General features: G+C 31.6%; 13 protein-coding genes. 7 read left to right on the forward strand and 6 right to left on the reverse strand.

Annotated elements, in window-relative coordinates:
* The first annotated feature begins 30 nt into the window (after positions 1–30).
* On the forward strand, positions 31–321 hold the full coding sequence (locus ACQ0RB_RS03330; protein ID WP_262732818.1) for a DUF3817 domain-containing protein: 291 nt from the start codon (positions 31–33) through the stop codon (positions 319–321).
* Positions 321–1,562: a mechanosensitive ion channel family protein gene (locus ACQ0RB_RS03335; protein WP_430496474.1), complete on the forward strand. Its 1,242-nt coding sequence runs from the start codon at positions 321–323 to the stop codon at positions 1,560–1,562. The genes ACQ0RB_RS03330 and ACQ0RB_RS03335 overlap by 1 nt, the downstream gene beginning before the upstream one ends.
* Positions 1,563–1,565: 3 nt before the next feature.
* Here ACQ0RB_RS03335 and ACQ0RB_RS03340 read toward each other — a convergent pair whose 3' ends face one another.
* A complete protein-coding gene (locus tag ACQ0RB_RS03340) occupies positions 1,566–1,955 on the reverse strand; it encodes an acyl-CoA thioesterase (RefSeq protein WP_131506709.1) in 390 nt (129 codons plus the stop codon).
* A gap of 3 nt (positions 1,956–1,958) precedes the next feature.
* Positions 1,959–2,852, reverse strand: coding sequence for a DUF72 domain-containing protein (locus ACQ0RB_RS03345; RefSeq protein ID WP_430496476.1), 894 nt, complete (start codon positions 2,850–2,852; stop codon positions 1,959–1,961).
* Positions 2,853–3,039: 187 nt separating this feature from the next.
* On the opposite strand from ACQ0RB_RS03345, the gene ACQ0RB_RS03350 reads away from it, so the two are divergent.
* The 5 genes from ACQ0RB_RS03350 (at position 3,040) to ACQ0RB_RS03370 (ending at position 5,369) form a co-directional block, all read left to right on the forward strand.
* On the forward strand, positions 3,040–3,453 hold the full coding sequence (locus ACQ0RB_RS03350; protein WP_131506711.1) for a glyoxalase: 414 nt from the start codon (positions 3,040–3,042) through the stop codon (positions 3,451–3,453).
* Positions 3,453–3,896 (forward strand): transcription elongation factor, encoded by a 444-nt coding sequence (locus ACQ0RB_RS03355; RefSeq protein WP_343798033.1) that lies wholly within the window; start codon positions 3,453–3,455, stop codon positions 3,894–3,896. The genes ACQ0RB_RS03350 and ACQ0RB_RS03355 overlap by 1 nt, the downstream gene beginning before the upstream one ends.
* A gap of 149 nt (positions 3,897–4,045) precedes the next feature.
* The gene (locus ACQ0RB_RS03360; RefSeq protein ID WP_430496479.1) at positions 4,046–4,345 is read left to right on the forward strand and encodes a hypothetical protein; all 300 of its coding nucleotides are present in this window, start codon (positions 4,046–4,048) and stop codon (positions 4,343–4,345) included.
* A gap of 10 nt (positions 4,346–4,355) precedes the next feature.
* Positions 4,356–4,748 (forward strand): hypothetical protein, encoded by a 393-nt coding sequence (locus ACQ0RB_RS03365; protein WP_430496480.1) that lies wholly within the window; start codon positions 4,356–4,358, stop codon positions 4,746–4,748.
* A gap of 81 nt (positions 4,749–4,829) precedes the next feature.
* Positions 4,830–5,369, forward strand: a complete 540-nt coding sequence (locus ACQ0RB_RS03370) for a YcxB family protein (protein ID WP_430496482.1) — start codon at positions 4,830–4,832, stop codon at positions 5,367–5,369.
* An 80-nt stretch (positions 5,370–5,449) separates the two neighbouring features.
* Here the strand turns inward: ACQ0RB_RS03370 and ACQ0RB_RS03375 are convergent, their stop codons facing one another.
* The 4 genes from ACQ0RB_RS03375 to corA all read right to left on the reverse strand — a co-directional run.
* Entirely contained in the window at positions 5,450–6,124 is a 675-nt protein-coding gene (locus ACQ0RB_RS03375) for a DUF2461 domain-containing protein (protein ID WP_129760076.1), read from the reverse strand.
* 94 nt (positions 6,125–6,218) lie between these two features.
* Positions 6,219–6,380 (reverse strand): hypothetical protein, encoded by a 162-nt coding sequence (locus ACQ0RB_RS03380; protein ID WP_165353676.1) that lies wholly within the window; start codon positions 6,378–6,380, stop codon positions 6,219–6,221.
* A gap of 47 nt (positions 6,381–6,427) precedes the next feature.
* Positions 6,428–6,592: a DUF1328 domain-containing protein gene (locus tag ACQ0RB_RS03385; RefSeq protein WP_131506716.1), complete on the reverse strand. Its 165-nt coding sequence runs from the start codon at positions 6,590–6,592 to the stop codon at positions 6,428–6,430.
* A gap of 238 nt (positions 6,593–6,830) precedes the next feature.
* The coding region (corA, locus tag ACQ0RB_RS03390; protein ID WP_430496485.1) for a magnesium/cobalt transporter CorA at positions 6,831–7,506 on the reverse strand (676 nt) is incomplete at its 5' end.

The following is a 7,506-nucleotide window of genomic DNA, read 5'->3' on the forward strand; positions in this document are numbered from 1 at the left end:
AGGTACTTTTGTAGTAAAATAAAGTACCTTATGTTTTCATTGTTTAACACCTTTAGAATTGTCGCCTTTTTAGAAGGGCTTTCTTACATTTTATTATTATTTATTGCAACTCCTATAAAGTATCTTGCTGACGACCCACAGTATGTAAAACTATTGGGTATGCCTCATGGTTTATTATTTATTGCTTATATTATCCTAGCGATAATGGTAGGAAGTGAAATGAACTGGAGCAAGAAAACATCAGCAATAGTACTCGTAGCTTCAATTATACCATTTGGTACTTTTTACATTGAAAAAAAATATTTAAAGACTGCTAAGTAATGCAAGACATTCAGTGCTTTTTTTATGATCTTTTTGTAGCCTCTGGAGTTTCAGAAACTGCTGCGAAGTATTTAAACATGTTATGTTTATTGATTATATTATCAATACTCTTGTTTATTGCTGATAGAATAGCACGCAGAATTATTATTCGGTTTTCTACTGCTTTTTCAGAAAGAACTAAAACCGATTTTGACAACCTTTTAGTAAGTCATCGTGCACCAAGACGCATTGCACACCTTGTTCCGTTAGTGCTTACCATTAATTTGTTTCCTATTGTTTTTCAAGATTTTCCACATTTTGAAAAATACATCATAATGATTCTTAAGGTGTATGGTATTTTACTTACCATCTGGATTATAAGAAGTGTATTAAAAACTTTTGAATCATACTTTAAAACATTACCAAGACTAAAAGACAAGCCTATTGACAGCTACATACAAGTAGCTATGCTGTTTATTTGGATTATAGGTGTAGCTTCTATTCTTGCAATATTAATCAACCTGTCGTTTATTAAGTTCTTTACCACATTAGGAGCAGCTTCGGCAGTATTGCTTTTAATTTTTAAGGATACTATTTTAGGTTTTGTAGCTAGTATACAAGTAGCCATAAACGATACTGTACGTATTGGTGACTGGATTACTATGGAAAAATATGGCGCTGATGGTGATGTGATTGAAATTAACCTGTCTACTGTACAAGTGCAGAACTTTGACATGACCATCACTAATATTCCAACCTATGCACTAATCTCTGATTCGTTTAAAAACTGGAGAGGTATGCAAGCTTCAGGTGGTAGACGTATAAAGCGCTCTATACTACTAAAAGGAAAAAGCGTTAGCTATCTTACTGATGAGCAAATAGAACGTTTTAAAAAAATACAATTGATTACGGACTACCTAAACCAGCGTCAAAATGATATTTTAAAGTCTAATGAAGAACGTGGAGCAGATAAATCGGTTTTAATTAATGGTAGAAACTTAACAAACCTAGGTGTATTTAGAAAGTATTTACAATCGTATATTGAAGGTCACTCGGCAATTAATAAAGACATGTTTATTATGGTACGCCAATTAGCGCCAACACCACAAGGTTTACCATTAGAAATCTATTGTTTTAGTAGTGATAAACGCTGGCAAAACTATGAGTATATCATGTCTGATATTTTTGACCATGCTTTAGCAGCAGTACCTTATTTTGACTTAGAACTGTTTGAACTAACAACAGGGATTATTAACGAGTAAACACTACTCTTCTAGCCTATCTTTTACAAACTCTACTTTGGTTTTACCATGAGGAGCAGGTTTACCGTCTTCACCAAGGTTTACCATAATGATGTTATCAACCGTTAAAATGGTTTCTCTAGTCATTTTGTTACGCACTTCGCATTTCATTGTTAAAGAAGTTCTACCAAATTTTAGGACTTCGATACCAATTTCGATAATATCACCCTGTTTTGCTGATGACATAAAATTGATTTCAGAAATGTATTTAGTTACAATTTTAGAGTTTTCTAACTGAATGATAGTATACAATGCGGCTTCTTCGTCAATCCAAGCTAGTAACTGTCCTCCAAATAAGGTTTGGTTTGGGTTTAGGTCTTCGGGTTTAACCCATTTGCGTGTGTGAAATCTCATCTATTAAAATAATGTGTTTGTACTTTGATTACCCATTTGCGGAACGACTAAATCGGTTCCTAATGTGGCGTTTAATTGTTTTATAAAATATGCTGATAATAAAGGGGATGCTTTTTCAATGTTTTGATGCACAAAAAAGTCTATTTCCTTAATGCCTTGTGATTTCCATTCGTTGAGACGTTTTACCCAATCGTCTAATCGTGTGTAATCGCTTTCATGGTTGGCTCCTACATAACGTACAAAAGCTGTAGCGTTGGTTAATCGCATGTGCATAAGATCGCGACGACCAGCAGTATCGACAATTACATTTGAAATATTATTGGATTCCAACAAATCGTATAATTGATTTGCCACCACTTCGTCGTTGTACCAATTGGTGTGTCTAAACTCAATAGCCAAAGGGACTTCTTTAGGCCAACTTTCAACAAAATGAACTACTCGGTCAAAATCTTTTGGTGCAAAATTATTATGCATTTGTAAAAAGATAGTTCCTAACTTCTCTTTTAAGTTAGACGCATTATACAAATAGTTTTCTACAACAGTTTTAACCTCGTTTAAACGTTTCCAATGGCTAATTTCTTGATTTAGTTTTGGAAAGAATTTAAAGTTTTTAGGTGTTTTCTCATACCAAGTTTCAAACTGTTCCGCAGGAAAAATACGATAGAATGTTGCATTAAGCTCTATAGAGTTAAACTGTGTAGAATAATACGCCAGTTCATCTTTTGTACCTCTTGGGTAAAAACCTTTAAGGTCTGCTCTATTCCATTTTGCGCAACCTACATAAACGCTTGGAAAATTATCATCCTTTACTGCGTTTAGTACTCTTAGTGTATCTATGTGGTCGTTAGGAAAGGTAAAGTCTATATCTTGAGGGTTGCTAACACTTCCAAATTTCATTATTGAACTCTTTTTTTAAATGCATTCAAAGATACGTAAAAGCAGGCATACCGCTTATTACAATCCATATCAAAGACTTATATTATTATCAGTAGAATCAATATTGTTAATAACGCAGTTAACAACATATTTCAAAGACACTCTTATGCAGAGTCTTAATTTATATTTTTAATAAAACAAAAGTTCCATGTCAAACAGATCTACACAATTAGAACAGATTCGTCCTGTTATTTCTTCGGCTTTAGTACATGATAATATGAGTAGCGATGAACGCTTCCAAAACAACACTTTACGACCAGTAATAAAATTGCAAAGTGACTTGTTTATTGAAGTGTTTAAAAACTATGTTTCAAAACACAAAAATGTGTTTTACGACTTGTCGCATACTAAACAATTGGACTATATAGAAAATGCCATACACAAGGATATGAAGTTTAGAAACTCCTTAAAGGGTATGATTATAGGACAGTTTACAATTGAAGAGTACCGTATTTATATTCAAAACTCTTCAGCTTTAAACAAGCGCATGATGAACATTGTAAAAGAAGGTTTTATAAATAATATTCAACTTTTTCAGCATCCTATTGCTAAGGCTATATAATGATTAAACACGAATTACTAGACGCTTGTTTTAGCTACGTTAACAAGCGAATATCGAGTTATAAAGACGAGATAGAGACCATAAAAGAGTCTATTGAAAATAATGACAAAAGCAATGATGAGGATGACGACTCAGGTAACGGAAAGCTTTTTAACGACTTAGAAAAAAATGCTCAGTACCTTAGTGATGCTACCAAAATGCTAGACATCTTAAAACTTATTAACCCAAAAACGGTAAATGACTATGTGGTTTTAGGCAGCTTAGTGAAAACCTCAAGCACTTCTTTTTTTATTGCTGTAAGCGTTGGTAAGGTTGAACTTGCCAATGATAGCTTTTTTGTGATTTCTAAGTCTTCACCCATTGGTGAACTCTTGATGGGAAAAACCAAAGGCGATGTTATTAGCTTTAACGGAACCACATATACCATTACTGAGGTTAGTTGATATTTGAGAAAGTGAATTTGAATACAATAAAACATAAGATATTTTACGTACTTATTTTCATGATTTCCACTGGATGTAATCAGACAAAAAAGAGAGTTGCTCCTGAACAAAGCCAAGTAACCAAATTGAATAAAATAAATCCAGTTGATTTGAAAAACTGGAAGGACATTCCGCACGTATCTGGAAGATTAGCTACAGATGAAGATGTAAAAAGTGGGAGTGCAACTTTTAGAATCGAAAATATAGAACAAGAACACAAAGTCTTAGATATAAAAATTCCTGCATTAGCATATCATATCAATCAAGAAACTAATGAAAAATTACCTGTAGTTGTAATACAAGGCGAACAAGTTGGTGATCAAAACATTGTTGGAATAAAATTTTTAGATGGAACAGATGGTGTTTGCCTTTTATTTGAACTTGAGTTTGTAGATAATTTTGACAATTAAGAATGAGAAAATGAACAATTTTAATAAAGAACTTAAGGATTTGATTTTTTCCAAAATACCTATTGAAAAAGTCTCTCAAGAATTAATTTCAGAATTAAAATCTCATTGTGAAGAATTACATGATGGTGTTTTTAAAGTATATGCGTCAAGTAGAATTAGTAATGATGAAACAAAAGAATATTTAGTAAATACAAATAAACCTATAAATATTGTTTACTATAATATAAGAGTTTATGAAATTGACGAAAACAATACTTCTGTTGATTTTGTGATTAGCTGGGGAGAAAAACCTAAAACGGACTATTTTGAGGGTTTAGAAGAAGTATGTTATTTTGAGGTTGAATATCAGATTTTGAAAGGGGATAAAATTAATTTTATAACCTATGATACATTCTATTCTTAAAAAAATTAGTTATAAAAATGTATAATCATAATTACAATTCAAGCAACTAAATCATAGCCTAAACTGTTAGTATAATATATAATGAAGATAGAATACACACTAAACTTTGTAGATTTTTTAGAATATCAACTTTATGCTTCTTCTAAGTCTGAACTGCATAAAAAGAATAGAAATAAATCAAGAATTGTAATCCCAATATTATATATCATTCTTGGTTTTTTTATTTTATACATAACGAAAAGTGCATCTGCAATAGCATTTTTTGCATTTGCCATTCTTTGGTATTCATTTTATCCTTTATATTCTAAATGGAAATATAAAAAGCACTTTGAAAAACATATAAAAGAGAATTATAAAAATAGGATTGGAAAAAAAATAGTACTGAATTTTGATAAAGAAGTTGATTTTATAGAGACTTCTGATTTTGGAACACAAACGAAAATACAAGATTCAGAATTTGACAAACTAATTGAATTAAAAAACCATTATTTTCTAAGACTTAAATCCGAATTATCATTAATAATACCTAAGCGAGCAATATCTGAACAAGAAAAATTTAAGAAACTATTTTCTGACATTGATTTAGATTATATTAATGAATCTAATTGGGAATGGAAATAAGAGCACTATACACAAAATTTACAACTCTAATACTTACTACTGAACTCTTCTAAACCTATACTTACCTTTTACATTTATTTTTAAATAATAGACTCTCCATTTATGTTGGTTGTTAACACATCGCTCATGTAATCAAAATAGGGTCTTATGGCTTTAAAAGCTATATTGACTTCGTCTATAAAATTATTGCTTAACACCTCTTTATCAGTGTAGTTTTTGGTGAAAATGTATTGCTTTTTTCGTATTAAGTCTATTGCAGGATGTTCTTTATCAAAGCCTTTAGGCGCAGTTTTAAGTTCGTCGCCAACAAAATCTCCCCAAACTGCTTTAAATGACTTGTTGTTTATGATTTCGCGAATTTCGGTATCGTCAGCCTCAAATTCTTTTCTAATACGCAATAAGTCTTCTTTATTAGGTTCCCAAAATCCTGTAGCAATAAACGATTGGTTGTTTGGTGCAATATGCAAATAATAACCACCACGTAGCTCAGGCTTTTTTCTATGAAATGATCCACCAAAATGCGTTTTGTAAGGAGTTTTGTTTTTTGAAAAACGCACATCGCGATAAATGCGAAATAGTTTAAGACGGTCAATTTCATCATGTGTTTTTAAAGCTTCAAACAATTCGTTGTACACCTTTTTGGTATTGGCTTCAATGGTTTTAAATTCTTTTTTATGGTCGTTAAACCAATCTCTATTATTGTTTTGCTCTAATCTGTTTAAAAAATCGAAAGTGTCTTTAGAAATCGAACTCATTAGTATTGCTTAAATTTTATTTAAAAGTACAAAAAAAGTCCTGCATAACGCAGGACTTTAATTGAACTGATCATAAGAGAATTCAATTTAGTTATTAATTATCATCAGTTACTTCGTCAACAGCATCTTCTACCTCGTCTCCTACATCCTCAATGGCTTCTTCTACGGTTTCGTCTGCTGATTTCTTTTCTCTACAGCTTGTGAATACTGTAGATAATGCGAACATTAATGTTAATGCTAAAACTATTTTTTTCATGATATGGTTTTTAATGGTTATTAATTGTTTTATTGTTTTGGTACTGATTAGCTTTTCTTCATAAGCCCTCTAAGTAGTGATACTACAAAGAGTATTAAAAAGATAAAGAAACATATTTTAGCTATTCCAGCTGATGCACCTGCAATTCCACCAAATCCTAAGAATCCAGCGATAAGCGCAATAATAATAAAGGCAATTGTCCAACGTAACATAATTTTATTGTTTTATGATTACACTAAAAGCTTTGTGAATACAAAAAGCTACTCTAACGTTTAGAGATTTTAAATACGTAAAATAAAGCTTAAAAGGGGAAAATACTTGAATAAGTAATTACTGTTAGCTAAGCGGATAATACCAACAACATTTACCTCTAAATTACAAACAGTGAGCGAATTACCATAGTTTTTAACAGATGTTAACTGAATAGAGACATATTTAACACAAATTATGTTAAAGCCAACGTTTTCTTCTAAAATAAATTAACATTAAAATAAACAGAACAATCATAACAGCCCACACAACATAGTAGCCATATTTGTAATGTAGTTCTGGCATATTATTGAAATTCATACCATACACACCAGCTATAAAGGTTAACGGAATAAAGATAGTAGCAATAATGGTAAGCACTTTCATAACTTCGTTCATCTTATTGCTAATAAGCGTCATGTACATATCCATAATACTCCATATCATTTCGCGATACAAATCAATGGTTTCACTCACCTGAATGGTATGGTCATACAAATCTCTAAGGTAGCTTCGGGTTTTAATGTCTATGATTTTACATTCAGATTTTTCTAAACGGTTAATGATTTCCCTAAACGGAAATATAGACCGTCTAATTTTTAGAATTTCTCGTTTTAACCCTTGTATTTGACTTGGTGTACTTCCATTTGATTCCGAAGCAAAAACATCTGTCTCCAAATCCTCTATCCTATCACCAAAATCTTCAATAACCGACATATAGTTATCCACAACAGCATCTAAAATTGCATACATTAAATAATCGGAACCCTGAGACCTAATACGACCTTTAGCGTTAGAGATACGCTCTCGCAATTCATCAAAAACATCACCATCGGCTTCTTGAAACGTAAGTACGTAGCTTTCACCAACTACCATG

The organism is Gaetbulibacter sp. PBL-D1 (assembly GCF_050509525.1).
GTDB classification, from domain to species: Bacteria; Bacteroidota; Bacteroidia; order Flavobacteriales; family Flavobacteriaceae; genus Gaetbulibacter_B; species Gaetbulibacter_B jejuensis.

What these genes read in the sequence shown, in the direction of transcription:
- ACQ0RB_RS03330 (WP_262732818.1), top strand. Translation starts at nt 31, where the DNA reads ATGTTTTCATTGTTTAACACCTTTAGAATTGTCGCCTTTTTAGAAGGG.
- ACQ0RB_RS03335 (WP_430496474.1), top strand. Translation starts at nt 321, where the DNA reads ATGCAAGACATTCAGTGCTTTTTTTATGATCTTTTTGTAGCCTCTGGA.
- ACQ0RB_RS03340 (WP_131506709.1), bottom strand. Translation starts at nt 1,955, where the DNA reads ATGAGATTTCACACACGCAAATGGGTTAAACCCGAAGACCTAAACCCA.
- ACQ0RB_RS03345 (WP_430496476.1), bottom strand. Translation starts at nt 2,852, where the DNA reads ATGAAATTTGGAAGTGTTAGCAACCCTCAAGATATAGACTTTACCTTT.
- ACQ0RB_RS03350 (WP_131506711.1), top strand. Translation starts at nt 3,040, where the DNA reads ATGTCAAACAGATCTACACAATTAGAACAGATTCGTCCTGTTATTTCT.
- ACQ0RB_RS03355 (WP_343798033.1), top strand. Translation starts at nt 3,453, where the DNA reads ATGATTAAACACGAATTACTAGACGCTTGTTTTAGCTACGTTAACAAG.
- ACQ0RB_RS03365 (WP_430496480.1), top strand. Translation starts at nt 4,356, where the DNA reads ATGAACAATTTTAATAAAGAACTTAAGGATTTGATTTTTTCCAAAATA.
- ACQ0RB_RS03370 (WP_430496482.1), top strand. Translation starts at nt 4,830, where the DNA reads ATGAAGATAGAATACACACTAAACTTTGTAGATTTTTTAGAATATCAA.
- ACQ0RB_RS03375 (WP_129760076.1), bottom strand. Translation starts at nt 6,124, where the DNA reads ATGAGTTCGATTTCTAAAGACACTTTCGATTTTTTAAACAGATTAGAG.
- ACQ0RB_RS03380 (WP_165353676.1), bottom strand. Translation starts at nt 6,380, where the DNA reads ATGAAAAAAATAGTTTTAGCATTAACATTAATGTTCGCATTATCTACA.
- ACQ0RB_RS03385 (WP_131506716.1), bottom strand. Translation starts at nt 6,592, where the DNA reads ATGTTACGTTGGACAATTGCCTTTATTATTATTGCGCTTATCGCTGGA.